The 22,783-nt window shown below is 59.0% G+C and carries 21 protein-coding genes; 4 read left to right on the forward strand and 17 right to left on the reverse strand.

The annotated features are described in order from the left end of the window. Positions 1–6: 6 nt before the first annotated feature. The 3 genes from actP to acs form a co-directional block, all read right to left on the reverse strand. Positions 7–1,656, reverse strand: a complete 1,650-nt coding sequence (gene actP, locus OKF39_RS02590) for a cation/acetate symporter ActP (RefSeq protein ID WP_479983442.1) — start codon at positions 1,654–1,656, stop codon at positions 7–9. Beyond that, positions 1,653–1,967, reverse strand: a complete 315-nt coding sequence (locus OKF39_RS02595) for a DUF485 domain-containing protein (protein WP_479983789.1) — start codon at positions 1,965–1,967, stop codon at positions 1,653–1,655. The genes actP and OKF39_RS02595 overlap by 4 nt, the downstream gene beginning before the upstream one ends. A 134-nt stretch (positions 1,968–2,101) precedes the next feature. Continuing rightward, positions 2,102–4,060, reverse strand: coding sequence for an acetate--CoA ligase (gene acs, locus OKF39_RS02600; RefSeq protein ID WP_041911526.1), 1,959 nt, complete (start codon positions 4,058–4,060; stop codon positions 2,102–2,104). 423 nt (positions 4,061–4,483) lie between these two features. Here acs and gltP point away from each other — a divergent pair, with 423 nt between their 5' ends. Next, positions 4,484–5,797: a glutamate/aspartate:proton symporter GltP gene (gene gltP, locus OKF39_RS02605; RefSeq protein WP_028015187.1), complete on the forward strand. Its 1,314-nt coding sequence runs from the start codon at positions 4,484–4,486 to the stop codon at positions 5,795–5,797. 80 nt (positions 5,798–5,877) lie between these two features. Here gltP and OKF39_RS02610 read toward each other — a convergent pair whose 3' ends face one another. The 3 genes from OKF39_RS02610 to fdhF form a co-directional block, all read right to left on the reverse strand. Beyond that, positions 5,878–6,552: a tetratricopeptide repeat protein gene (locus OKF39_RS02610; protein WP_045261055.1), complete on the reverse strand. Its 675-nt coding sequence runs from the start codon at positions 6,550–6,552 to the stop codon at positions 5,878–5,880. Positions 6,553–6,673: 121 nt separating this feature from the next. Beyond that, entirely contained in the window at positions 6,674–6,826 is a 153-nt protein-coding gene (locus OKF39_RS02615) for a Hok/Gef family protein (RefSeq protein ID WP_248204123.1), read from the reverse strand. Positions 6,827–7,147: 321 nt separating this feature from the next. Beyond that, on the reverse strand, positions 7,148–9,295 hold the full coding sequence (gene fdhF, locus OKF39_RS02620) for a formate dehydrogenase subunit alpha (RefSeq protein ID WP_080350978.1): 2,148 nt from the start codon (positions 9,293–9,295) through the stop codon (positions 7,148–7,150). Between the two features lie 257 nt (positions 9,296–9,552). On the opposite strand from fdhF, the gene OKF39_RS02625 reads away from it, so the two are divergent. Further along, complete coding sequence (locus OKF39_RS02625; RefSeq protein ID WP_248187092.1) at positions 9,553–10,284, forward strand: response regulator; 732 nt, start codon at positions 9,553–9,555, stop codon at positions 10,282–10,284. Here OKF39_RS02625 and OKF39_RS02630 read toward each other — a convergent pair. From OKF39_RS02630 to OKF39_RS02655, 6 genes are read right to left on the reverse strand one after another with little or no spacing between them, the layout of a single operon-like run. Continuing rightward, entirely contained in the window at positions 10,281–11,288 is a 1,008-nt protein-coding gene (locus tag OKF39_RS02630) for a carbohydrate kinase family protein (protein ID WP_182034418.1), read from the reverse strand. The genes OKF39_RS02625 and OKF39_RS02630 overlap by 4 nt on opposite strands. Continuing rightward, the gene (locus OKF39_RS02635; RefSeq protein ID WP_028015195.1) at positions 11,285–12,145 is read right to left on the reverse strand and encodes a ketose 1,6-bisphosphate aldolase; all 861 of its coding nucleotides are present in this window, start codon (positions 12,143–12,145) and stop codon (positions 11,285–11,287) included. Before OKF39_RS02635 ends, OKF39_RS02630 begins: the two co-directional genes overlap by 4 nt. A gap of 10 nt (positions 12,146–12,155) precedes the next feature. Further along, positions 12,156–12,842 carry a D-lyxose/D-mannose isomerase gene (locus OKF39_RS02640; RefSeq protein ID WP_479983443.1) on the reverse strand — a complete coding sequence of 229 codons (687 nt, stop codon included), beginning with the start codon at positions 12,840–12,842 and terminating at the stop codon, positions 12,156–12,158. Positions 12,843–12,891: 49 nt separating this feature from the next. Continuing rightward, the gene (locus OKF39_RS02645; protein WP_028015197.1) at positions 12,892–13,833 is read right to left on the reverse strand and encodes an ABC transporter substrate-binding protein; all 942 of its coding nucleotides are present in this window, start codon (positions 13,831–13,833) and stop codon (positions 12,892–12,894) included. A gap of 30 nt (positions 13,834–13,863) precedes the next feature. Beyond that, on the reverse strand, positions 13,864–14,859 hold the full coding sequence (locus tag OKF39_RS02650; protein ID WP_028015198.1) for an ABC transporter permease subunit: 996 nt from the start codon (positions 14,857–14,859) through the stop codon (positions 13,864–13,866). Beyond that, positions 14,856–16,376, reverse strand: coding sequence for a sugar ABC transporter ATP-binding protein (locus OKF39_RS02655; protein WP_028015199.1), 1,521 nt, complete (start codon positions 16,374–16,376; stop codon positions 14,856–14,858). Before OKF39_RS02655 ends, OKF39_RS02650 begins: the two co-directional genes overlap by 4 nt. Positions 16,377–16,501: 125 nt before the next feature. Here OKF39_RS02655 and OKF39_RS02660 point away from each other — a divergent pair, with 125 nt between their 5' ends. Next, entirely contained in the window at positions 16,502–18,781 is a 2,280-nt protein-coding gene (locus tag OKF39_RS02660) for an ATP-binding protein (protein ID WP_479983444.1), read from the forward strand. Positions 18,782–18,850: 69 nt separating this feature from the next. Further along, complete coding sequence (yjdP, locus tag OKF39_RS02665; RefSeq protein WP_028015201.1) at positions 18,851–19,174, forward strand: DDRRRQL repeat protein YjdP; 324 nt, start codon at positions 18,851–18,853, stop codon at positions 19,172–19,174. Positions 19,175–19,226: 52 nt separating this feature from the next. On the opposite strand, the gene phnP is transcribed toward yjdP, so the two are convergent. The 5 genes from phnP to phnL are packed head-to-tail and all read right to left on the reverse strand — an operon-like array spanning position 19,227 to position 22,783. Further along, complete coding sequence (phnP, locus tag OKF39_RS02670; protein ID WP_063437691.1) at positions 19,227–19,985, reverse strand: phosphonate metabolism protein PhnP; 759 nt, start codon at positions 19,983–19,985, stop codon at positions 19,227–19,229. Positions 19,986–19,994: 9 nt separating this feature from the next. Next, entirely contained in the window at positions 19,995–20,429 is a 435-nt protein-coding gene (gene phnO, locus OKF39_RS02675) for an aminoalkylphosphonate N-acetyltransferase (protein ID WP_100171240.1), read from the reverse strand. Beyond that, on the reverse strand, positions 20,422–20,973 hold the full coding sequence (gene phnN / locus OKF39_RS02680; RefSeq protein ID WP_479983790.1) for a ribose 1,5-bisphosphokinase: 552 nt from the start codon (positions 20,971–20,973) through the stop codon (positions 20,422–20,424). Before phnN ends, phnO begins: the two co-directional genes overlap by 8 nt. Continuing rightward, complete coding sequence (phnM, locus tag OKF39_RS02685) at positions 20,970–22,106, reverse strand: alpha-D-ribose 1-methylphosphonate 5-triphosphate diphosphatase (protein ID WP_479983445.1); 1,137 nt, start codon at positions 22,104–22,106, stop codon at positions 20,970–20,972. The genes phnN and phnM overlap by 4 nt, the downstream gene beginning before the upstream one ends. Beyond that, positions 22,103–22,783: a phosphonate C-P lyase system protein PhnL gene (gene phnL / locus OKF39_RS02690; protein ID WP_047366876.1), complete on the reverse strand. Its 681-nt coding sequence runs from the start codon at positions 22,781–22,783 to the stop codon at positions 22,103–22,105. The genes phnM and phnL overlap by 4 nt, the downstream gene beginning before the upstream one ends.

The following is a 22,783-nucleotide window of genomic DNA, read 5'->3' on the forward strand; positions in this document are numbered from 1 at the left end:
AAAGGCTTAGTGTGCGCGGCCCTGCTCAACGCCGAGGCCGGTTTGTGAGCGGATAAACTGGGCGCGGAATTTCTCACGCTCCAGGTTACCCTCCGGCGAGTTGTCGGTAGCCGAGAAGATCCAGATACCGATAAACGCCACGGCAATGGAGAACAGCGCCGGGTACTCGTACGGGAAGATAGCGCTTTCGTGACCGAGGATCTGCACCCAGATGGTCGGGCCGAGGATCATCAGAATTACCGCTGTCAGCAGGCCGAGCCAGCCGCCTATCATCGCCCCACGGGTGGTCAGTTTGGACCAGTACATGGAGAGCAGAATGATTGGGAAGTTACAGCTTGCCGCAATCGAGAAGGCCAGTCCCACCATAAAGGCGATGTTCTGCTTCTCAAACAGGATCCCCAGCAGAATAGCGACCACGCCCAGCACCAGCACGGTGATTTTGGAAACCTTCAGCTCGTCGCGCTCGCTCGCGCCTTTACGGAAGACGTTGGCGTAGAGGTCGTGCGATACCGCAGACGCGCCCGCCAGCGTCAGCCCGGCGACCACCGCAAGGATGGTGGCGAAGGCCACGGCGGAGATAAAGCCGAGGAACAGGTTGCCGCCCACCGCATCGGCCAGGTGCACCGCCGCCATGTTGTTACCGCCAATCAGCGCGCCCGCCGCGTCTTTAAACGCCGGGTTCGCGCCCACCAGCATGATCGCGCCGAAGCCGATGATAAAGGTCAGGATGTAGAAGTAACCCATAAAGCCGGTGGCGTAGAAGACGCTCTTACGCGCTTCACGCGCGTCTGACACCGTGAAGAAACGCATCAGAATGTGCGGCAGGCCAGCGGTACCAAACATCAGGCCGAGACCGAGAGAGAGCGCGGAGATCGGATCTTTCACCAGCCCGCCCGGGCTCATGATCGCTTCTCCTTTCGGGTGGACAGCCATCGCTTCGGTGAACAGGTTATTGAAGCTGAAGCCGACGTGTTTCATCACCATAAAGGCCATAAAGCTCGCGCCGAACAGCAGCAGTACGGCTTTGATGATCTGCACCCAGGTGGTGGCCAGCATGCCGCCGAACAGAACGTACATCACCATCAGCACGCCCACCAGCACCACCGCGACGTGGTAGTTCAGGCCAAACAGCAGTTCGATAAGCTTGCCCGCGCCCACCATCTGGGCGATCAGATACAGCGCCACCACCACCAGCGAGCCGCAGGCGGAGAGGGTACGAATCGGCCCCTGCTTCAGGCGATAGGATGCCACGTCAGCGAAGGTGTAACGTCCCAGGTTGCGCAAGCGTTCGGCAATCAGGAACAGAATGATCGGCCAGCCAACGAGGAAGCCGAGGGAGTAGATCAGGCCGTCATAGCCGGAGGTGTACACCAGCGCGGAGATCCCGAGGAACGAGGCGGCGGACATAAAGTCACCCGCAATCGCCAGCCCGTTCTGGAAGCCGGTAATGTTGCCGCCCGCAGTGTAGTAATCGTTACGGGAGCGAACGCGTTTCGACGCCCAGTACGTAATGTACAGCGTCAGCACCACGAAAATCAGGAACATGATAATCGCCTGCCAGTTGGTGGGCTGTCGCTGAACCTCGCCGGTAAGGGCATCCGCCGCCTGGGCAGCAAAGGGAAGTGTGGCGGCAAGCGCCGTCAGGACTCGCTTCATGATGCTTTTACCTCTTGCAGCACTGCTTTATTAAGACGATCGAATTCACCGTTCGCACGCCAGACGTACACACCCGTCAGCACAAACGAAATCACGATAACGCCAATGCCAATCGGGATACCGCGCGTAACGCTGGTTCCGGCGTGCAGCGGCGTACCGAGCCACTGCGGCGCAAAGGCGATCAGCAGAATAAAGCCGACATAGATAATCAGCATGATGATGGAAAGGGTGAAGGCAAACCGTTGCCGCTTATCGACGAGCTCCCTGTAGTGCGCACTATTCTCTATCTGCTGACAAATATCGTTATTCATCACAGAAATCTCCAGAGGTAAGGTTGGTTTGTTTTATCCCCTCTCCCCTATGGGGAGAGGGTTAGGGTGAGGGGAGGAAGGTGCGGTCTGATGCCCTCACCCCGGCCCTCTCCCACGGGGAGAGGGAGAAAACATTACGATGGCATTGCGATGGCCTGCTTCTCTTCGAGCAGTTTGTCCACCACGCCAGGATCGGCAAGCGTTGAGGTATCGCCGAGGTTGCTGGTATCGCCTGCCGCGATTTTGCGCAGGATACGGCGCATAATCTTGCCGGAACGGGTTTTCGGCAGCGAGTCTGTCCAGTGCAGTACGTCCGGCGTGGCAAGCGGGCCAATCTCTTTACGTACCCAGTTGCGCACCTCGGTATACAGCTCCGGCGACGGCTCTTCACCGTGGTTCAGGGTGACGTAGGCGTAGATCGCCTGGCCCTTGATGTTGTGAGGAATGCCGACCACCGCCGCTTCGGCAATCTTCGGATGCGACACCAGCGCGGACTCAATTTCTGCCGTACCCAGACGGTGGCCGGAAACGTTCAGCACGTCGTCCACGCGTCCGGTGATCCAGTAATAACCATCTTCATCCCGGCGCGCGCCGTCGCCGCTGAAGTACATGTTTTTGAAGGTCGAGAAGTAGGTCTGCTCGAAGCGCTCGTGATCGCCAAACAGCGTGCGCGCCTGGCCCGGCCAGGAGTCTGTGATCACCAGGTTACCCTCGGTAGCGCCTTCCTGCGGATTACCTTCGTTATCCACCAGCGCAGGCTGCACGCCGAAGAACGGACGGGTTGCCGAGCCGGCCTTCAGCTGCGTCGCGCCCGGCATTGGGGTGATCATGAAGCCGCCGGTTTCGGTCTGCCACCAGGTGTCCATCACCGGGCACTTCTCGTTACCGATTTTCTTCCAGTACCACTCCCAGGCTTCCGGGTTGATGGGCTCGCCCACGGAGCCGAGGATGCGCAATGAGGAGCGGTCAGTGCCCTCGATGGCCTTATCACCTTCCGCCATTAACGCGCGGATCGCCGTTGGCGCGGTGTAAAGAATGTTTACCTGGTGCTTATCGACCACCTGACACATGCGCGCCGGGGTCGGCCAGTTCGGTACGCCCTCAAACATCAGCGTCGTTGCGCCGCAGGCCAGCGGGCCGTACAGCAGGTAGCTGTGTCCGGTGACCCAACCCACGTCGGCGGTACACCAGTAGATGTCGCCCGGATGGTAGTCGAAGACGTATTTAAAGGTGGTGGCCGCATAGACCAGATAGCCGCCGGTGGTGTGCAGTACGCCTTTCGGTTTACCGGTTGAGCCGGAGGTGTAAAGAATAAACAGCGGATCTTCCGCATTCATCTCTTCCGGCTGATGCTGGTCGCTCGCTTTTTCAATCAGGTCGCTCCACCACAGGTCACGCCCCTCGTGCCAGTCGATCTTGCCGCCGGTACGCTTGAGGACAATGACGTTATTGATGGATTTGACGTTCGGGTTTTTCAGCGCTTCATCGACGTTTTTCTTCAGCGGAATACCGCGCCCGGCGCGTACGCCCTCGTCGGCGGTGATCACCAGCTTCGAGTTCGAGTCAACGATGCGCCCGGCAACCGCTTCAGGGGAGAAGCCGCCGAAGATGACGGAGTGGATCGCGCCGATACGCGCGCAGGCGAGCATAGCTACTGCCGCTTCCGGCACCATCGGCATGTAGATCGCCACCACGTCGCCTTTTTTAATCCCCTGGTCCAGCAGCACGTTAGCGAAGCGGCAGACGTCGCGGTGCAGCTCTTTATAAGAGATATGTTTGCTCTGAGAGGCATCGTCGCCTTCCCAGATAATGGCCGTTTCGTTGCCGCGTTCGGCAAGATGGCGGTCCAGGCAGTTCGCCGCCAGGTTCAGCGTGCCGTCTTCATACCATTTAATGGAGACGTTGCCTGGCGCGAAAGAGGTATTCTTCACCTTCTGATAAGGTTTGATCCAGTCAAGGATGTGACCCTGCTCGCCCCAGAAGGCGTCCGGGTTGGTAACAGATTGCTGATATTTCTCGTGGTACTGCTCCGGGGTGATCAGGCAACGGTCCGCAATGTTTGCGGGAATGTCGTGTTTGTGTATTTGGCTCATGGCTTTTTTTCTCCTTGTAAGATGTTAATAATATGTCGCAAAAACGTTAATAGTAGGGGCTTTACAAGCTTTGTTTAGTATTTGGGCGACAGATCACGCATTGTTTGAACAGGTTGAAAATTGAGCGAATGAAACTTTGAAGGGAAATAATTCACGATGCCGATTATTCACAATTCTTTATAAAAAAGCGTTTTTATAACAAAAGGTTATTTATCAGAATTATGACAAACTCGCGTCATAACCGCTTTTGATAGTGAAATGCGTCGTTCTTTAAGGCTTGCGCAACAGGTCGTGCAAATGATACTCATACGCCGCGTTAAAAAATCCCATAAACCAACGCAACACAATTCATACCCTTTCAGTATGTCTCCATATTCATGCAGTTTTGCTGGTGCGGAGATTTCATTGAGGAAGTCAGTTTCTATGAAAAATTTGAAAGTCAGCCTGGCCTGGCAGATCCTGCTGGCCCTTGTGCTGGGCATCTTGCTGGGCAGTTATCTTCATTATCATAGCGACAGCCGCGAGTGGCTGATTGCGAACCTGCTCTCTCCGGCAGGCGATATTTTTATTCATCTGATTAAGATGATTGTGGTGCCTATTGTGATCTCGACGCTGGTGGTCGGTATCGCGGGCGTCGGCGATGCGAAGCAGTTAGGCCGCATTGGCGCGAAAACTATTCTCTATTTCGAAGTGATCACCACGGTTGCGATTATCCTCGGCATAACGCTGGCGAACGTATTCCAGCCAGGCTCCGGGATCGATATGTCGCAGCTGGCGACGGTGGATATTTCGAAATACCAAAGCACCACCGCTGACGTGCAGAGCCATTCCCACGGTCTGATGGGGACTATCCTGTCGCTGGTGCCGACCAACATCATTGCTTCCATGGCGAAAGGCGAGATGCTGCCGATCATCTTCTTCTCGGTGCTGTTTGGTCTGGGTCTCTCCTCCTTGCCGGCAACGCACCGTGAGCCGCTGGTGACCGTATTCCGCTCTATCTCCGAAACCATGTTCAAAGTGACCCACATGGTGATGCGCTACGCGCCGGTTGGGGTGTTCGCGCTTATCGCCGTGACCGTGGCGAACTTTGGTTTTGCCTCCCTGTGGCCGCTGGCGAAGCTGGTGATCCTGGTGCACTTCGCCATTCTGTTCTTCGCACTGGTGGTGCTGGGGATTGTGGCGCGCCTGTGCGGGCTGAGTATCTGGATCCTGATCCGTATCCTGAAGGATGAACTGATTCTGGCGTACTCCACCGCAAGCTCCGAGAGCGTGCTGCCGCGCATTATCGAGAAGATGGAGGCGTACGGTGCGCCAGCGTCGATAACGAGCTTCGTGGTGCCGACCGGCTACTCCTTTAACCTGGATGGCTCGACGTTGTACCAGAGTATTGCGGCGATCTTTATCGCGCAGCTGTACGGCATTGACCTGTCGCTGTGGCAGGAGATCGTACTGGTTCTGACGCTGATGGTGACCTCAAAGGGCATCGCAGGCGTGCCGGGCGTCTCCTTCGTGGTGCTGCTGGCGACGCTGGGCAGCGTCGGTATTCCGCTGGAAGGCCTGGCGTTTATCGCCGGTGTGGACCGTATCCTCGATATGGCGCGTACGGCGCTGAACGTGGTGGGTAACGCGCTGGCGGTGCTGGTTATCGCCAAGTGGGAACACAAATTCGACCGTAAAAAAGCGCTAGCGTATGAACGCGAAGTGCTGGGTCGTTTTGATAAGACGGCTGACCAGTAACATCCTAAGCCCGGTGGCGCTGCGCTTACCGGGCCTACGGGTTTTGTAGGCCGGGTAAGGCGAAGCCGCCACCCGGCACGTTATTCTCCGCTCAACGCATCAAACTCTTCACACCCCGTATCAAACCCTTCGGTACAGCTCAGGTTTAGCCAGTAGAGCGCTTTCTGCTTATTCGGCGTGATAAAGCCTTTCTCACCCTGCTGGAACAGCATTCCTGCCCAGTATTCCGCATAGCCCGTACGTGACAGCGACGAGCTGCGCTTAAACCATGACGCCGCCTGTACGTCATCCTGCGGCACCTCTACGCCGTTGGCATAAATCAGCCCCAGCAGCAGCTGCGCATCGACCGCCGAGTCGTTGTCGATATCTTCGGCCGCCGTTTGCAGGAGCTTGATGGCCTGAGGATAGTCGGTTTTACCCGCCTGCGTGTTCACCATAATACGCGCCAGCATAATCGTGCCGCGCTTGCTGCCGGCGATGGTGGCCTGCTGTGCCAGCGCTTTAGCCTGAGCGTAATCCCCCTGCGTAAAGAGGATCTGCGAGAGTAACCCCATGGCGTCGACATCACCGCCTTTCGCGGCTTTCTCGGCCCACAGCGCTGCCTGCTTTCTGTCACCGGAGCTGAAGTAGGTATCGGCGAGATAATACTGGGCGCGGGCATCGCCGGCTTCCGCCTGCTTCTGATACTGGCTGCCTATCTCATCCGCGCGGGCGAACGACGTAAAAAATAACAACAACAGAAAAATGGCTTTCATGGATTCTTATCATCTGGGTACACGCCGCGCAGTATAATCGCGGTAGTAAAAGAAAAAAATGGGTGCATTAAGACCTTAGCATCCCACAAGCCGGGCGAAACCGTGGTTTCGCCCGTAGAGGTTAGCCTGCCACGCAGGCTAATTTCGCCGCCACCTCCTGATGTTCACTCTTTATTGAAAACTCGCAGAGTCTACCGCGAGTAATAAAGGTAAATATCACTATCGTCAGGCAGATAGTAAAGACGATGCCTAACGCAGTTTTTAATGGCGTCATGCCTTTTACTCCTTGTCAAAAAAAGAATAAGAGGCTACTCTCAACCTGTTGGTAGTTGAGGGGTAGCCTCGGGTGAATGAAAATTTCCCGGGGCTTTCCACTTTCTGTCCCTCAACAATGCTCAAGACAGAAAGTCTTAAGCACCCGCCGCACATCTTATCCTTCTGAATTAAAATGCAAAGATGTAATTCTGTTCTGCGCGAATTACATTATTTTGCGAGCCGCTTTCCAGAATAATAATTGATATTTTTTAATGTTTTAAGCGGAAATAAAAAGGGAGTGAATAACTCACTCCCTTTATTCAACGATTAATTAACGGCTTCAACCCATTGCGCTTTCACGCAGCCGTGCTTTCAGCTTGTTATATTCGTCGATCACATACTGTTCCGCCGCGTGCTGATCCGCAATCGGCTCCACGTTGACGGCGCAGTATTTATACTCCGGCGTTTTGGTTATCGGGCTGAGGTTCTCCGTCACCAGCTCGTTACAGGCACCAATCCACCACTGGTAGGTCATATAGACCGCCCCTTTGTTTGGACGGTCGCTGACCTGCGCGCGGGTAATGATGCGGCCTTTGCGCGAATTCACCCACACCAGCGCTTCATCCTCAATGCCGAGGCGCTCCGCATCGGCGGTGTTGATCTGCGCGTAGCCCGGTTCGTCCGCCAGCGCCGCCAGCGCGGCGCAGTTGCCGGTCATCGAACGGCAGGAGTAGTGGCCTACTTCACGCACGGTAGAGAGCACCATCGGGTATTCGTCGGTGAGTTTATCGATCGGCGCAACCCAGTCGCAGGTGAAGAACTGCGCCAGCCCGTTCGGGGTGTCAAATTTCTCTTTAAAGAGATACGACGTCCCCTGGTCGGCCTCCGACTCGTCCCGGCACGGCCACTGGATGTAGCCCAGCTCACCCATTTTTTCATAGGTTGCCCCATAAAAGTCCGGGCACAGATGCCGCAGCTCGTCCCAGATCTCCTGGGTGTTGTTGTAGTGCATCGGGTAGCCCATGCGGGTGGCGATTTCGCTGATGATCTGCCAGTCCGTTTTCAAATCCCACTTCGGCTCGACCGCCTTAAAGAAGCGCTGGAAGCCGCGGTCCGCCGCCGTATAGACGCCTTCATGCTCGCCCCAGGAGGTCGACGGGAGAATCACATCCGCCGCCGCCGCGGTTTTGGTCATGAAGATATCCTGGACAATCACCAGCTCCAGATCCTCAAAGCCTTTGCGCACCGCAGACAGCTCGGCGTCGGTCTGGAGCGGATCTTCACCCATGATGTAGGCCGCCCGCACTTCACCGTGCGCCGCGCGGTGCGGCAGCTCGCTGATGCGATAGCCGGTGTGTGCCGGCAGGCTCTCCACGCCCCAGGCCTTCGCGAACTTCTCGCGGTTTTCCGGGTACTTCACGTACTGGTAGCCTGGATACGTGTCCGGCAGCGCGCCCATGTCGCAGGCACCCTGGACGTTATTCTGGCCGCGAACCGGGTTAACGCCGACGTGCGCTTTGCCCAGATTCCCGGTCAGCATCGCGAGGCTGGTCAGGGAGCGCACGGTTTCCACGCCCTGGTAGAACTGGGTCACGCCCATGCCCCACAGGATGGCGGCGGTTTTCGCTCCGGCATACATCCGTGCCGCCTGGCGGATCTCCTGCGCGCTCACGCCGGTTATCGCCTCTACCGACTCCGGCGTGTAGCCTTCGACAATTTTCCGGTACTCTTCAAAACCTTCCGTACGCGTGGCGACAAACGCCTGGTCGTACAGGTTCTCCTCAATAATGACGTGCCCCATCGCATTCAACAGCGCGATATTCGAGCCGTTTTTCAGCGCAATGTGCATATCCGCAATGCGCGCGGTTTCGATTTTGCGCGGATCGCAGACGATGATTTTCGCCCCGTTCTGTTTAGCGCGAATCACGTGGTTCGCGACGATAGGGTGAGAATCCGCTGGGTTATAACCGAAGATAAACACCAGATCGGTGTTATCTATCTCGTTGATAGCATTACTCATTGCGCCGTTACCGACCGACTGGTGCAGACCTGCAACCGATGGGCCGTGTCAGACGCGAGCGCAGCAGTCGACGTTATTGGTACCAATAACGGCGCGCGCGAATTTTTGCATCACATAGTTGGTTTCATTCCCGGTCCCGCGTGAGGAGCCGGTGGTCTGAATGGCATCCGGGCCATACTTGGCCTTAATGGCACTCAGGCGCGTGGCGACGTAATCCAGCGCCTCGTTCCAGGAGACGGCTTCCAGCTTGCCGCCGCGCTCGCGGCGGATCATAGGGTTTTTCAGGCGCGGGGTGAGGATTTGTGTATCGTTAATAAAATCCCAGCCGTAATACCCCTTCAGGCACAGCGTGCCCTGGTTGGTTTTCCCCTGCGCGGCCTCCGCCCGGACGATTTTGCCGTTATCGACCACCAGGTGGATCTTGCAACCTGAGGCACAATAAGGGCAAACCGTGACGACTTTTTTCATCAGTCTGCTCCAGTTAATCAAATCTTTCGCACCGACTAATGCAGCTTCTATGCCATGTTTTTAGTGGGGTTACTCACCGGCTTTACGGTGCATTCACGGCGAAATCCCTGACGAAAAGCAGACAATCGTCAAAATTGACGTGTCGAATGAGCGGCGGATGTGACATGGGTTGAATTTCCGTCACGGAAAAATTCATTTCACTGGAGCCGACGGCAGAATGGTTCAGACTTAACATAATCCCCTGACGGAAGCATATGATGAAACCGGCGATTCTGGTGGTTGATGACGATATGGCAGTGTGTGAACTGCTGCAGGATGTGCTGAGCGAGCACGTCTTTAGCGTGCTTGTCTGCCACAACGGCCAGGATGCGCTGCGGCAGGTCCAACGGGAGCCGGCTATCGCCCTTGTTCTGCTGGATATGATGCTGCCGGACATCAACGGCCTGCAGGTTTTGCTGCAGCTGCAAAAGCAGCGCCCGGCGCTACCGGTGATCATGTTAACCGGGCTGGGCAGTGAATCAGACGTGGTGGTGGGGCTGGAGATGGGGGCTGACGATTATATTGGCAAACCGTTTAATCCACGCGTGGTGGTGGCCCGCGTTAAGGCCGTGCTGCGTCGTACCGGAGCGCTGGCAGCCGAAGCGCCGATGCCACGTGCGGCGGGGATAACCTTCAACGACTGGACGCTGGACACCACCCGCTGTGAACTGATTGATCCGCAGCGTAACGCCGTGCCACTGACTCAGGGTGAATATGGCCTGCTGCTGGCGCTCACGCAAAATGCCCGCCGGGTACTGAGCCGCGAGCAGCTGCTTGAGCTCACCCACAGCGAAAGTACCGAGGTATTCGACCGCACGATTGACGTGTTGATCATGCGCCTGCGGCGAAAAATCGAGGTCAACCCGCATCAGCCTAAGCTCATCAAAACCATGCGCGGTCTGGGCTACGTTTTTGCCGCCGATGTGTCTCATAGCGAGAAAGCGGCCTAAGTATTCTCTTTAATAAACAGCTGCAGCTCGGCCAGCGTTTTCGCGCCGTCAATCGCATTGGCCGCCAGCAGGCTTGCCCGCGCGCAGGCGTGCGCCAGATAAATACTTTCTGTCAGCGGCAGCGATTCATGGCAGCCGTATAAAAAGCCCGCGCAAAACGCATCGCCCGCGCCGACGCTGCCGATAATCTCGTTCTGCTCCAGCTTCCACGACGGAACCCATCGGCCTGCTTCTCCCGGTGTTTCACCCCATGCCCCTTCCGGGCAGTGGATCACCACCCGCTGACGAACGCCTGCCGCCAGCAGCTGCGCCGCGGCATCGGCGATATGGGCGATGTTCAGGGCATCGTCGGCGTCGCGCATCTCCAGCCCGCTAAACTCACCGGCCTCGAGCTCGTTAATCACCAGATAATCCAGATGGCGCAGGGCAGGGAGCACCAGCGGCTGGTATCGCGGGTCGCCCTTGCGGGACACCAGGTCAAGGGAGGTTTCATACCCCTGCTCGCGCATCTGCGCCAGCAGCCGCGCGCTGCGGGTGCCAAACTCGTCATCCGGCATATCCAGGCTGTCGAGCAGCAGCAGGTAGCCGAGATGGAAGATCTTCATCGATCCATCGAGACGATCGAAGGCGGGAAGATCCAGCAGACGGTTGGCACCCGGCGAGTGGAAAAAGGTGCGCTGCCCGCTGGGATCGGTCATCACCTGCGACATGGAGGTTGGGGCGAAGGTGGTGCGCTGCACGCGCTGGCGGTTGACGTGGTACTGGTCGAGCATCGCCAGAATGTAATCCCCGTCGCCGTCTTCCCCGATCAGCCCCACCGCCTGCAGCGGCAGGCCGGCGTGCATTTTCGCCAGCGTCAGCAGCACGTTGAGCGGCGCGCCGCCGGTGGAGCGTTCGCTGTGGGTGATTTCCGCCAGCCAGCCGCGCTCCGGCCACTGCACGATCTGGTGAACGTGATCCACCAGCATATTGCCTGCGGCGATGATGCCTTTGCGTTCCATTATGCCTGCCCCGCGCTGCCGAAGATGCGCATCTGCTCGGCGACCGTATCGGTTATCGCCTCTTCTATCCCCAGCAGTAGTTCGGCAAACTCATCGTACAGCGGCTGGCGGTTCGCCATACGCTGCTCAACGGCGGCGAGCGCGGCCTGCGACATGCCAGTGTAGAAGTTGATTTTATGAATGCCCAGCTCGATGGCGCGGCGGAAGTCGGCATCGCTAATCCCGGAGCCGCCGTGCAGCACCAGCGGCAGCCCCGTCTGCTGACGAATGGCGTCCAGGCGCGGGAAATCGAGCTTCGGCTCGCCTTTGTATTTGCCGTGCGCGTTGCCGATGGCGACCGCCAGCGCGTCGATGCCGGTCTTATCGACAAACTCCCGCGCCAGCTGCGGGTCGGTAAAGAACGCTTCATCCGCATGTCCGTACAGCGCGCCGCCTTCATCCCCGCCGACCGCGCCCAGCTCCGCCTCCACCGAGACGCCCACCGCGTGGCACATCTTCACCACTTCCCGGGTCTGGCGAATGTTCTCCTCGTAGCTCAGCGTCGAGCCGTCGAACATCACCGAGCTAAACCCCAGGCGCAGGGCGCGCACGACGGCCTCGAAATGCAGACCGTGGTCGAGATTCAGCACCACGGGAATATCGTGACGGGCGGCTTCGAACTTAACCGCTTCGACCAGCGAATCCAGGGAAACATACTTAAAGTGCACTTCGGCGATGTTGATGATAAACGGCGAACGTTCCTGCTTTGCGGCGGCAAACAGCGCGCGCAGGAAATGGGAGTCGAGCACGTTGAACGCGCCCAGCGCGTAGCGATGTTTCCTGGCGTGCTCAAGACCGTCGGCAAGAGAAATCAGTGGCATCATTCACTCCTTATCTCCGAAACAGGTTGTACTCGTTGCACAGCACCAGCACCGCCGGTTCGTCTTCTTCGATGTTGTTATAGCGGGCAACGGGCTGCAAAAAGTGGTTGTCGTGCTCGTCGTCATTCACCGACGACACTTCGCCCACCAGCACGTCGCCAAAGCCGCGTTCGCCCCAGAAGCTGTGATACAGACCGGGCGTGAGACAGATGCTTTCCCCTGGTGTGAGGCGCAGCTGGCTGCCGGGAGCATGGGTTTGCCGACAGCCGTCAATCGTGACGGTCACGTCGGTGTTTTCGGTCTCCTCATGCATCCCGGCATTCCATAACTCAATAATCAGGTTCCCGCCGCCCCGGTTAATGATGTCTTCCCGCTTGCGCCAGTGAAAATGCATCGGCGTCACCTGGCCGTCGAGCACGTGCATGATTTTTTCGGCGTAGCATTTCTCATACGGCACGCCGTTGGGGGAGCCGTTGCGCAGGGTAAACAGGGTCAGACCCTGCGCGGCAAAGCTGTTGCCGCCGAAAGCGGTCACGTCCCAGCCGAGCTTGAGGTCAAACACTTCCTGCCATGCGGCCCGATCAAGCTGCTGCCATTTGGTTGGCGGAAAGCTGGCAAACGGCGGGAGATGCACGTCGTGCATGGAAAAGAACTGCCGCGTGTGGCCGAGGATTTCATTGATGTCGGAGCGTTTCATGGGGACTCCTTGAAAACAGTTCCCTCTCCCTGTGGGAGAGGGAAAAGGATCATTTAACCGTCCACCCCTTATACGTGCCGACGTTCTTTTTATCGATCATCGTCACTGGGATCAGCACAGGCTCTTTCGGCGCGGGTTTGCCCTGCAGAATGTCATAGCCGATCTCCACCGCCTTCGCCGCCATCACCTGCGGATCCTGCGCCGGGGTCGCCACAAACAGGGAGTTTTCGCGCTTCAGCGCCTCTTCACCGTCCGGGGAACCGTCCACGCCGACGATAAAGAACTCGTTGCGCTGGGCCTGTTTCGCCGCCAGATCGGCGCCGATCGCGGTCGGATCGTTAATCGCGAATACGCCGTCGATCTTCGGATTGGCCGCCAGCAGGGAGGTCATCACTTCCAGCCCGCCTTCACGACTGCCTTTGGCATTCTGGTTGTCCGAGAGCACCTTGATGTCCGGATGTTTTTTGAATTCCGTCTGGCAGCCTTCCACGCGGTTCTGCACCGCGGAGACCGGCGGTCCGTTGATGATCACCACGTTGCCTTTGCCTTTCAGGCGGTCGGTAATGTACTTACAGGCCATTTCCCCCGCCTGAGTATTATCGGAGGTGATGGTCGCATCGGCCCCTTCCGCCGCCACGTCCACCGCCACGACCACGATCCCCGCTTCTTTGGCCCGCTTCACCGCCGGGCCGATCCCTTTGGAATCCGCAGCGTTGAGGATGATCATGTCCACCTTCGCGGCGATGAAGTTATCGATCTGCGACACCTGCTGGCCCAGATCGTAACCGCTGGAAACCAGCGTCACCTTGACGTTATCGCCAGCCAGCTTGCGCGCTTCCAGCTCGGCACCTTTGGTGATCTGCACGAAGAACGGGTTAGCCAGGTCGCCCACCGTCACGCCGATGGACTTCAGATCTTTTGCCTGCGCAAACGGCGTTGCGGCCAGCAGCGCGCCAGCACAGAGCGCGGTCACTAAGGGTTTCAAACGCATCTTGTCTTCCTCGCTTGTAGGGTATTGTTGTTATGCACTTTGATGATGTCGGGTACGGTATTTGTCGATTAGCACCGCTATGATGATCACCGCCCCTTTGATCACCAGCTGCCAGAAGTAGGAGACGCCCATCAGCGTCATGCCGTTGTTGAGGGTGGCTATGATCAATGCCCCCACCAGCGTGCCGGTGATCGTGCCGATCCCGCCGACGAAGCTGGTGCCGCCGAGGATCACCGCCGCAATCGCATCCAACTCGTAACCCGTGCCGAGGTTACCGTTGGCGCTGTAGAGGCGCGAGGCGCTCATCACCCCGCCGAGGCCGGAGAGCAGGCCGCTCATGCCGTAGACAAACAGCAGCACCAGCCAGACTTTGATGCCGGTTAAGCGCGCCGCCTGCATGTTGCCGCCGACCGCGTAGATATGAACGCCGAGCGTGGTGCGGCGCAGGATGAACCAGCAGATAGCGATGACCGCCAGGGCAATGACGACGAGCCACGGAATCGGGCCGAGATAGTTATTGCCGATCCACTCGAAGCTGATGCTGGAGTTAATCACCGTGGTACCGTCCGCCAGCAGATACGCCGCGCCTCGCAGCGCCGTATAGGTGCCAAGCGTGACGATAAACGGCGGCAGCCCGGCGAAGGCCACCAGCGCGCCGTTGAACAGCCCCAGCACCATGCCGAGCATCAGCGCCGCCGGTATGGAGAGCATCGCGAATTCAGGAATAAGCGAGACCACCATCGCCGCCACCGCCGTGGTGCCGAGAATCGAGCCCACGGAGAGGTCAATCCCGCCGGTCAGAATGATGAAGGTCATCCCCGCCGCCAGCACGATGTTGATCGACGCCTGACGGGTAATGTTGAGCAGGTTACTTTCGGTAAAGAAGTTTGGGGCGATAAAGCCAAACACCGCCACAATCAGGATTAAAATCGGCAAAATGCCGACCGTTTGCATCAGATCGCTCATCAGCATTTTTTTGGCGGAGGCGGATTTCGCCACCTGCTGCGGATGGGTTGGAGTTGTCATGATTGCACCGCCTGATGATGTGTGTCGTTCACGCCGGTTGCCAGCGTCATAATATTTTCCTGAGAGATGTCGCGCCCGTGCAGTTCACCCGCAATGCTGCCTTCCCGCATTACGTACACCCGGTCGCTCATGCCTACCACTTCCGGTAGCTCGCTGGAGATCATCAGAATCGCCACCCCCTTGCGCGCCATCTGGTTCATGATGCGGTAGATCTCGCTTTTGGCACCGACGTCCACCCCGCGCGTGGGTTCGTCGAGAATCAGAATGCGCGGGCCAATCGCCACCCAGCGGGAGATCAGCAGCTTTTGCTGGTTGCCGCCGGAGAGCCCGCCCGCGCGCACCTGAGAATGGGGCACGCGGATGTTAAGCAGGGCAATAGCGTCATCGGAAATGGACTGGGCTTTTTTGCGGTTAAGCATGCCGAAGGTGGCGTCGCGCTCCAGTGTCGCCATGGTGATGTTCTCCTGCGCCGCCAGCTCCAGAAACAGCCCCTGCTCCTTGCGGTTCTCGGTGAGAAAACCAATCCCGTTTTCAATTGCCGCGCGCGGGGAGTGGATCACCACCGGCTCTCCGTCCACCTCAATCATCCCGCCGGTGGCCTTGCGCACGCCGAAAATCAACTGCGCCAGCTCGGAGCGTCCGGCCCCGACCAGCCCCGCCAGCCCGACGATTTCACCGGAGCGCACCTGCAGGCTGCATGGCTGCACTTTTTTACCGTCGGTGAGGTGGTGCACGTTGAGACGCGGGCTGCCGAGAGGGATATCGCGCTCTTTGTTGAACAGATCGCTGAGCGGGCGGCCCACCATCATCTTCACCAGTTCAGACGCGTTCAGCTTGTCGCGCGTCAGGCTGCCGACGTACTGCCCGTCGCGCAGAACGCTCACGCGGTCAGAGAGTTCATATACTTCCGCCATGCGGTGGCTGATATAGATAATCGCCATGCCTTCATCGCGCAGGCGCAAAATCAGTTCGAACAGGCGATGGGTTTCGCGGGAGGAGAGGGCGGCGGTGGGTTCGTCCATCACCAGGATGCGGCTGTTGCGGTGCAGCGCGCGGGCGATTTCCACCTGCTGCTGCTCGGCGATGGTCAGCTTCATCACCAGATCGGTGGCGCTGAACTGCGCGCCGAGACGGTCAATCACCGCCTGCGCCTGGGCGGCCATCTCCTTGCGCTGCACCAGCCCGCCGCGCGACAGCTCGCTGCCGAGGAAGATATTTTCCGCGACGGTCAGATTGGGGGCGAGCTGCATCTCCTGGTAAATCAGGGTAATGCCTGCGGCCAGCGCGTCCTTCGGCCCTTTGATGTGAAACGGCTGGCCGTCGATCAGGATCTCGCCGCCGGTGGCGGTATAGGCCCCCGCGAGGATCTTCATCAGCGTGCTTTTTCCCGCGCCGTTTTCCCCCATCAGCGCGTGGATCTCACCGGGGAAGACCGTCAAATCCACGCCCTTGAGCGCGTGGAAATTGCCAAAGGTTTTGGCAATGTGGCGCATCTCTAAAACCGGGGTTCTGCTCATGGCGGATCTCCTGTGAATGTCGATATCTGCACTTCATCACAGGTGCGTAAATGCAAAATGTCAGAAGCTGTTCATATTTGTCATAGTTATGAATAGCGAATGTGGATCACAGTTACGGAGTCAACATGTCTTCACGCCCCCCGTTCTTCTCCAGCGCCCGCGGTCGCCTGCTGATATTTAACCTGCTGGTGGTCGCCGTCACGCTGATGGTGAGCGGCGTGGCGGTGCTCGGCTTTCGTCATGCCAGCCAGATCCAGGAGCAGGTCCAACAGCAAACGCTGGACGACATGACCGGGAGCATGAACCTCGCGCGCGACACGGCCAACGTGGCAACGGCGGCGGTGCGGCTTTCGCAGGTAGTGGGGGCGCTGGAGTACAAAGGCGAGGCCGAGCGGCTGAAGCAGATGCAAACGGCGCTGCGCCGCTCGCTGGAACAGCTGGCGGATGCCCCGCTGGCGCAGCAGGAGCCGGCGCTGGTGGCGCGGATTATTCGCAGAAGCAATGAATTACAGCAAAGCGTAACGGGGATGCTGGAGCGTGGGCAAAAGCGGCATCTTGAGCGTAACGCGCTGCTGAGCTCGCTCTATCAAAGCCAGAGCTATTTACGCCATCTTCAGGACATCAACCGCCGCTTCGGCAGCAACGTGCCGGACGCGCGGCAACTGATGGAGATGGATCGGCTGATCGCGGCCGCGATTGATACACCTTCGCCGCGTGCTACCGTTCAGCAACTGGACGCCGTGACCGCCACGCTGCCCCGAAGCGCCATACAGCCGGTCGTGGAGGGCGTTCTGCCCGATTTTAACGCCGAGCTGCGCAAGCTTGCCCCGCTGTCGAAGCAGCTGGAGGAGAGCGATCTGTCCATCAGCTGGTATATGTTCCACATTAAGGCGCTGGTGGCGATCCTTAATAGCGATATTAATCAGTACGTTGAGCAGGTGGCGCAGGCTTCCCGGCTTCGCACGGCCCAGAGCCATCACGAGTTGCAATCCATCAGCGTGTTTATCAGCATCTTCGCCGTGCTGGCGCTGATCATCACCGGCTGCGCCTGCTGGTATATCTACCGCAATCTGGGCTCCAACCTGACGGCCATCTCCCGGGCGATGTCGCGACTTGCCCACGGTGAACAGGATGTTTCTGTTCCTGCGCTGCAGCGGCGCGACGAGCTGGGCGAGCTGGCGCGCGCGTTTAACGTTTTTGCCCGCAACACCGCCTCGCTTGAGCACACCACGCGTCTGCTGAAAGAGAAAACCACGCAGATGGAGATCGACCGCATCGAGCGTCAGGGGCTGGAAGAGGCGCTGCTGCACAGCCAGAAGATGAAGGCCGTCGGACAGCTGACAGGCGGGCTGGCGCATGATTTTAACAACCTGCTGGCGGTAATTATCGGCAGCCTTGAGCTGACAGACCCCGAATCAAACGACGCGCCGCGCATTACCCGTGCGCTGAAGGCAGCCGAACGCGGCGCGCTGCTGACCCAGCGGTTGCTGGCGTTTTCCCGCAAACAGTCCCTGACGCCGCATGCAGTAGAGATGCTGCCCCTGCTGGAAAACCTTCGGGAACTGATGCGCCACTCGCTGCCCGCCACGCTTACCCTGGAGATTGAAGCGCAAACCCCGGCATGGCCCGCGTGGATTGACGTCAGCCAGCTGGAAAACGCCATTATCAACCTGGTGATGAACGCCCGGGATGCGATGGAAGGCCAGAGCGGGGCGATCAAAATTCGCACCTGGAACCAGCGCGTGACCCGCAGCGACGGACGCAGGCAGGATATGGTAGCGCTGGAGGTCATCGATCGCGGCAGCGGGATGTCGCAGGAGGTGAAATCCCGGGTTTTTGAACCGTTCTTCACCACCAAGCAGACCGGAAGCGGAAGCGGGCTGGGCCTGTCGATGGTGTACGGTTTTGTGCGTCAGTCCGGGGGGCGGGTAGAGATCGAAAGCGCGCCGGGACAAGGAACGACCGTGCGGCTCCACCTCCCGCGCTCGACGCTGCCCGCCGTTTCGGAGGATGAAGCGCTGGCTGCCACAACGTCCGTGGATAACGAGCGGCTTGTACTGGTGCTGGAAGATGAAGCGGACGTTCGTCAGACCCTGTGCGAACAGCTGCATCAGCTTGGCTACCTGACGCTCGAAGCGGACAGCGGCGAGCAGGCCCTGAGCATGCTGGCGGCGTCGCCGGATATTGGTATGTTCATCAGCGACCTGATGTTGCCCGGAAGCCTGAGCGGGGCCGAGGTGATTAACCATGTGCGCAGCCATTACCCGCAGCTTCCGGTGCTGCTGATCAGCGGGCAGGATTTGCGCCCGGTGCATAACCTGCAGCTGCCGGACGTTCCGTTACTGCGTAAGCCGTTTACCCGCCAGCAGCTGGCGCAGGCGCTGCGGAAGGTGATGGTAATTTGAGATTCCTCCGCTACCCCGGTTCCCAGCCATTCATTACCGTAAGGCCAGTTCCCCTGCGAGTCTGGCCTTATGAAACGTTACTCTACCGTCCTGTTATTTGGTCTGCTGACTTTAACCAGCCAACTGGCGCATGCCGATGTGATTGATGACGCCATTGGCAACATTCAGCAGGCGATCAACGATGCCTACAACCCCAGCAGCAGCCGTAATGACGATGACGACGATCGTTACGACCGCAGCCGTCAAATCGACAGCCGACAGTACGACGATCGTCGTCGGCAGCTCGAAGACAGACGCCGCCGCTTAGACGAGCGTCAGCGCCAGCTGGACGACGACAGGCGTCGGTTAGAAGAAGATGAGCGCAGGTTGGAAGACGATTACGATCGCGGCTAAGTGCGGCCTGTTGCCCTCACCCCAACCCTCTCCCACGGGAGAGGGAGAAAACCTAATCCAGCACCAGTACCATCCCGTCATATCCCGCTTCAATGCCGTCCGGCAGCGGGTTATCCATCATCCATGCGTCAAACCGATGGCTAATGTGCGTCAGGATCACCTGCGGACAGCCAATCACCTCGTTCAGGGCCATCACCGTATTTAAATCACAGTGGTTGCGCGGCGTCTCCGGACGCGGTTCATGGCTGCAGTCGATGATTATCGCCTGTGGCTGATTGTTGAGCAGAAACGTCACCGTTTTATCCGGCAGCCCGGCGGTATCAGAAAGCCACGCCACGCGGCTATGGGCCGATTCCAGCAGATACCCGAAGGTCAGTTTTGAATGGTTTAGCGGCAGCGGCGTGACCCGCAGCCCCTGCAGCTCAAACATCACGAACGGCTCGACCGTGTGGCTGAAATCCAGAATGCCGGGGTGTTTAAACAGGTCGTCACAGCCCGCTTCATCCGGCGGGCCGTAGACCGGGATGGTTGCGCCCACGCCCCAGCGCAGGGGGAATAACCCCTGGACGTGATCCATATGATAGTGCGTGAGTAAAAACTGCTGGAAGCTGCCCGCCGGCCAGTCGTCCATCAGGTGCGGAATGCCCGCATCCAGCAGGGTGACTGCATCGTTGAATTTGACCACCGCGCTACAGGGGCGACGGCGATAGTTGTCCTGCAAACGCGCCCTGCGACACGCCGCGCAGTCGCAGCCAAAGACCGGGACCAGCTGGGCGCTTCCGGTTCCCGTTAACGTGATGGTCAGACTCATAACGCACCTCTACAGCGGTTTGGTGAATCGAAAATGGCTCTGCGTATATCCCTCACGAACGTAAAAGCGGTGGGCGTTCGTGCGCTTCACGCTGGTGGAGAGTTCGGTCAACTCCGCGCCCGCCTCTCGTGCTACGTCTTCCGCCCAGGCCAGCAGCTGGCTGCCAATCTTTAACCCGCGCGCCTGCGGCATCACCACCAGTTCCTGGATCTCGCCGATCCAGCGGGCATGATGCAGGTGAAACTGCATGTGCAGGCCGATCATGCCGACGACCTGTCCGTCCAGCTCGGCAAGCTGGTAGCGCATGTTGTGATCCTGAAGGTTGGCCAGAAATCCGGCGTGAAACGCCTGGTGATCGAACTCTGCCTGCTTCAGTTCACAGATCAGGGCGTAAACAATTTGCGCATCGTCGGCGGTGGCGGGGCGAAGCTGGCAGTCAGGCATGCTGTCTCTCCTTCTGGCGAATAAGCGATAAAAAGGTCTCGACTGACTGTAGCAAACTTCCGTCGTTATTGAGGACGTGACAGCCCGACGGGGTGTAGCGCGCCGCACGTTCCAGCCGCTGGTCGATCTCACGCGCATTTTCGCGCCCCCGGCTTTGCAGGCGGCTGCGCAGAATATCCGGAGAAACCTGCAAACAGACCGGCAGCAGCGCCGCTTCGTACCGGGCTTTTGCCTGCGGCAGATGTGCGCGCGAGCCGTTAACCAGCACGTCGAAGCCCGCGTGCAGCCAGAGGTCGATCTCGATGCCGACGCCGTAATAAAAGCCGTTCGCGTGCCAGCTCAGCGCCAGCAGATTTTGCCCGGCGCGGGTAAAAAACTCCTGCTCGCTCAGGGCGATATGGTTTTCACTGCCAGCGTTCGCCGCGCGGGTAATGTAGCGGTGCGCCACCAGCAGCTGTGAATGTTCAAGCTGCCGTAACGCCGACAGCAGGCTGTCCTTCCCGGAGCCGGACGGGCCCATTAACCAGATGAGTCTTCCCATCAGAACACCCTTTTTCCCTGACGCCAGACGTGGTCGATATGAACGTGCTCGCCCTTGCGGTGCGCCAGCACCAGGTCTGCCTGTTTGCCTTCGGCAATCTCACCGCGGTCGTGAAGGTTGAGCGCGCTGGCCGGGTTTTTCGTCACCAGTCGAATCGCCTGCGGCAGCGTAAAGCGGTTGTCCTCGTCGTCTGCAACGCGGAAGGCCGCGTCCAGCAGGCTGGCGGGGTAGTAGTCAGACGAGAGGATATCCAGCAGGCCGAGGGAAGCGAGTTTGCTTGCCGCCACGTTGCCGGAGTGCGATCCGCCGCGCACGATGTTCGGCGCGCCCATCAGCACGTTCATGCCGTGTTTGCGGGAGGCTTCAGCCGCTTCGAACGTGGTGGGAAATTCGGCGATCACGCTACCAAGCTGGTGGGATTCCCGTACGTGATCGTGCGTGGCGTCGTCATGGCTGGCCAGCACAATGTTGCGGTCCCGACACATCGCGGCAATGGAGAGACGGTTCGGCTGCGACCATTGTGCCGCAAGCGCCAGCTGCTCTTCTTCGTAGCGCGCCATCTCCGCGTCGTTGAGCGAGTATTTGCCCTGATAGTATTCGCGATATTTTTCAATGTTGGCGAACTGGCGCTGTCCCGGGGAGTGATCCATCAGCGAAACCAGCGAGACCGGCTCGCGGCCGACCAGCTTTTCAAACAGCGGCAGGGTGGTGTGGTGCGGCAGCTCGCAGCGCAGGTGCAGGCGGTGCTCGGCGCGGTTGAGGCCGCGCTTTTGCGTCTCCTCCACGGCGTTGATCATCTTCTCCAGATTTTCCAGACGATCGCCGCCGTCGCGCACGTCGCCGATCGCCACCGCGTCCAGCACCGTGGTGATGCCGCTGGCGACCATCAGCGCGTCGTGGCTGCTCATCGCCGAATGGGCGGGCCAGTCCACCTTCGGGCGCGGGGTGAAGAATTTATCCAGATTATCGGTATGCAGCTCAATCAGCCCCGGCAGCAGCCAGCCGCCGTCGCCGTCCATCGCTTCAGGAGAACGGCTTTGGGTTTCGGCAAAGGCGCGGATGACGCCGTCCTGGATTTCAACCGAACCCTTCACGACCTCATTTTCCAGCACCAGCCTGACATTATTGATAATCATGCGTTTGTCCCCATCGGGTGCAGCCTGTCCGCCACGCGATTGCGGACGGCGTCGTCGTGGAAGATCCCGACGATCGCCGCCCCGCGCGCTTTGGCCTGTTCGATCAGCGCTATCACCGCTGCGCTGTTTTTAGCGTCGAGCGAGGCGGTGGGTTCATCCAGCAGTAAAATCGGATAGTCGACGATAAACCCGCGCGCGATATTCACGCGCTGCTGCTCGCCGCCGGAAAAGGTCGACGGGGCGAGGTGCCACAGGCGCTCCGGCACGTTGAGGCGCGTCAGCAGGCTGGCGGCCCTGGCGGCGCAGGTTTCGCGCGGCACGCCGAGATCCAGCAGGGGCTGCATCACCACGTCCAGGGCGGAGATCCGCGGGATCACCCGCAGGAACTGGCTGACCCAGCCGATCGTTGAGCGGCGCACTTCCAGCACCTTGCGCGCCGGGGCCTGAACCAGATCGACCCACTCTTCGTTATGGCGGATGTGGATGTGGCCTTCGTCCGGTAAATAGTTGGCGTACAGGGAGCGCAGCAGGGTCGATTTACCGCTGCCGGAGTGGCCGTGCAGCACCACGCATTCACCCTGACTCACCTCTAACGAGGCGTTTTGCAGCACCGGCAGGCGTACGCCATTTTGCTGGTGGAGCACAAAGGTCTTACTGACATTTTCAACGTGGATCAT

This window comes from Enterobacter cloacae complex sp. HYC042_NIDB (genome assembly GCF_056673315.1).

What these genes read in the sequence shown, in the direction of transcription:
- actP (WP_479983442.1), bottom strand. Translation starts at nt 1,656, where the DNA reads ATGAAGCGAGTCCTGACGGCGCTTGCCGCCACACTTCCCTTTGCTGCC.
- OKF39_RS02595 (WP_479983789.1), bottom strand. Translation starts at nt 1,967, where the DNA reads ATGAATAACGATATTTGTCAGCAGATAGAGAATAGTGCGCACTACAGG.
- acs (WP_041911526.1), bottom strand. Translation starts at nt 4,060, where the DNA reads ATGAGCCAAATACACAAACACGACATTCCCGCAAACATTGCGGACCGT.
- gltP (WP_028015187.1), top strand. Translation starts at nt 4,484, where the DNA reads ATGAAAAATTTGAAAGTCAGCCTGGCCTGGCAGATCCTGCTGGCCCTT.
- OKF39_RS02610 (WP_045261055.1), bottom strand. Translation starts at nt 6,552, where the DNA reads ATGAAAGCCATTTTTCTGTTGTTGTTATTTTTTACGTCGTTCGCCCGC.
- OKF39_RS02615 (WP_248204123.1), bottom strand. Translation starts at nt 6,826, where the DNA reads ATGACGCCATTAAAAACTGCGTTAGGCATCGTCTTTACTATCTGCCTG.
- OKF39_RS02625 (WP_248187092.1), top strand. Translation starts at nt 9,553, where the DNA reads ATGAAACCGGCGATTCTGGTGGTTGATGACGATATGGCAGTGTGTGAA.
- OKF39_RS02635 (WP_028015195.1), bottom strand. Translation starts at nt 12,145, where the DNA reads ATGCCACTGATTTCTCTTGCCGACGGTCTTGAGCACGCCAGGAAACAT.
- OKF39_RS02640 (WP_479983443.1), bottom strand. Translation starts at nt 12,842, where the DNA reads ATGAAACGCTCCGACATCAATGAAATCCTCGGCCACACGCGGCAGTTC.
- OKF39_RS02645 (WP_028015197.1), bottom strand. Translation starts at nt 13,833, where the DNA reads ATGCGTTTGAAACCCTTAGTGACCGCGCTCTGTGCTGGCGCGCTGCTG.
- OKF39_RS02650 (WP_028015198.1), bottom strand. Translation starts at nt 14,859, where the DNA reads ATGACAACTCCAACCCATCCGCAGCAGGTGGCGAAATCCGCCTCCGCC.
- OKF39_RS02655 (WP_028015199.1), bottom strand. Translation starts at nt 16,376, where the DNA reads ATGAGCAGAACCCCGGTTTTAGAGATGCGCCACATTGCCAAAACCTTT.
- OKF39_RS02660 (WP_479983444.1), top strand. Translation starts at nt 16,502, where the DNA reads ATGTCTTCACGCCCCCCGTTCTTCTCCAGCGCCCGCGGTCGCCTGCTG.
- yjdP (WP_028015201.1), top strand. Translation starts at nt 18,851, where the DNA reads ATGAAACGTTACTCTACCGTCCTGTTATTTGGTCTGCTGACTTTAACC.
- phnP (WP_063437691.1), bottom strand. Translation starts at nt 19,985, where the DNA reads ATGAGTCTGACCATCACGTTAACGGGAACCGGAAGCGCCCAGCTGGTC.
- phnO (WP_100171240.1), bottom strand. Translation starts at nt 20,429, where the DNA reads ATGCCTGACTGCCAGCTTCGCCCCGCCACCGCCGACGATGCGCAAATT.
- phnM (WP_479983445.1), bottom strand. Translation starts at nt 22,106, where the DNA reads ATGATTATCAATAATGTCAGGCTGGTGCTGGAAAATGAGGTCGTGAAG.
- phnL (WP_047366876.1), bottom strand. Translation starts at nt 22,783, where the DNA reads ATGATCCACGTTGAAAATGTCAGTAAGACCTTTGTGCTCCACCAGCAA.